1 protein-coding gene is annotated in these 2,033 nt (G+C 75.5%); it reads right to left on the reverse strand.

What is annotated here, in order from left to right; genetic code table 11:
• Positions 1-2,002: SDR family NAD(P)-dependent oxidoreductase (locus AC2VNT_RS05600; RefSeq protein WP_486945911.1), on the reverse strand; the 2,002-nt coding region annotated here is incomplete at its 3' end.
• Positions 2,003-2,033 lie beyond the last annotated feature (31 nt).

Raw genomic sequence — 2,033 nt, forward strand, 5'->3', positions numbered from 1 at the left:
TGACCTCGGTCACCACCCCGTCGCCGAGCACCCCGGCGGCGTGGATGACGCCGCGCAGCGGGCGGCCGGTTTCCTCGGCGACAGCTACCAGCCGCGCCGCCACCTCCGGGGCGGCGATGTCGCCGCGGACGTAGACGACTTCGGTCTCGCGTCCCAGCTCGGCGAGGAGGCCGGCACCGGTGTCGGCCGGGTCCCGTCGGCCGTTGAGCACCAGCCGCCCGGCGCCCCGCTCGGCCAGCCACCGGGCCACCACCTCGCCCAGACCGCCGAGGCCGCCGGTGAGGATGTAGGAGCCGTCGGCGCGGACGGTCGCCGCCGGCCGGTCGGCATCGACGGTTGCCCGGGTGAGTTGCTCGACGTAGCGGTCGTGCCCCCGGTAGGCCACGACGTAGTCGTCGGCCGCCGATTCCAGCTCGCCGGTCAGCGTCGCGACCAGCTGGTCGCGGTCGTGGGCTGCGTCCAGGTCGACCAGGGTGGTGCCCAGGTCCGGCTCGTCGGCGAGGACCCGGGCCAGCTCACCGGGGAACCGCCAGCTGCGGACCATGCCTTTGAGGGCGCCGACCGTCGGATCGCCCGGCTCGCCGTCGCGCACCGTCAGGCCGCCGCGGGTGACCAGCCAGAGCCGCGGCGGGCCGCCGTCGACGCCGGCGACCGTGCGGGCCGTCCCGGACAGCGCCAGGATCAACGCACACGCCCGGCCGACCGCGGCGGCAGCGTCGGTGCCGTCGAACCCTCGGTCACCGATCAGCGCGACCACCCCGGCCAGCGGGCCGGAAGCCGCTTCGGCCAACGCCGCGTGGTCGAAGATTCCCGCCCTGGCCACCGGCCGGGCCGGCGAGCCGAATCGGCCGACGAACGCCTCGCCGAGCTCCCGGGTCTCGGGATCGTCGTCGGTGAGCAGCAGCCAGCCACCGGTTCGGGCGCCGGACCCGGCGGCCGGGGCCATCGCCGCCCATTCGGTGCGGAACAGCTTCTGCGCCAGCGGCAGCGGCATCGCCCGCGGGTCCACCCGCCGCAGCCGGACCCCGGTGAGCTCGGCCGTCATGGTTCCGGCATCGTCGGTCAGGGTGAGCCGGCCCAGGTAGTCGTCGCCGTCGGCGGTCAGCTCGGTGCGGCACCGGGCCCGCCGGCCGGCCGGCCCGAAGATCCGCAGCCCGGCGACGGCGACCGGCAGATATTCGGCGTCGGCCCGCGCCGGCAGCGCCGCGGCGAGGCAGCGCAGCGCCGCGTCGAGCAGCATCGGGTGGACCCGGTAACAGGGGTGGTCGGCTACCCCGTCGGGCAGCGCGATCTCCGCACCGTCGCCACCGTCGCCGCCGCACCCGGCGGGTTCGGCCGGGCCGCCGGCGGCGACGGTCGCTACCGCGTAGCGGGACCAGGGGCCGTCGGCCTGCCGGGCGTGCACCTCGACGCGGCCGCCGTCCCGGTCCAGCTGGGTGGTGACCTGGGTCCGGCCGTCGAGCAGCAACGGCTGTTCCAGTTCCAGGTCGCCGACCCGGGTCGACTGGACCGGCAGCCCGAGCGCCTGGCAGCCGGCGGCCAGCACCATCTCGGCGAAGGCCGCGGCGGGCAGCACGGTGTTGTCCTGCGCCCGGCAGCCGGCCAGCCACGGCAGCGCGGCGACCTCGACGTCGGCCTGCCACACGTGCTCGCGGCCGGACAGCAGCTCGACGTGCGCGCCGAGCAGCGGGTGGGTGTCCGGGCGAGTGGGCCGCGGGAACGCCATCCAGTGCTTGCTGCGTTGCCACGGCGACGCCGGCAGGTCGGTGAACTGGCCGGTACCGGCATCGGGGGCCGTGACGCCCAGGGCGGCGAGCTGGGTGTGGAAGAACAGCGTTTCGTCCTCGCCTCGTCTCAGCGTCGAGGCGACGGTGACCGGGTTCTCCGGCGACGTCGCTTCGACCGTCCCGGTGATGGCGTTGGTGAGCAACGGATTCGGGCTGATTTCGACGAAGGTGTCGTGGCCGGTGGCGGCGGTGGCGATGGCCTGGCTGAACCGCACCGGTTGACGCACGTTGGCCACCCAGTAGTCG

The organism is Mycobacterium sp. TH-M15, from assembly GCF_057473705.1.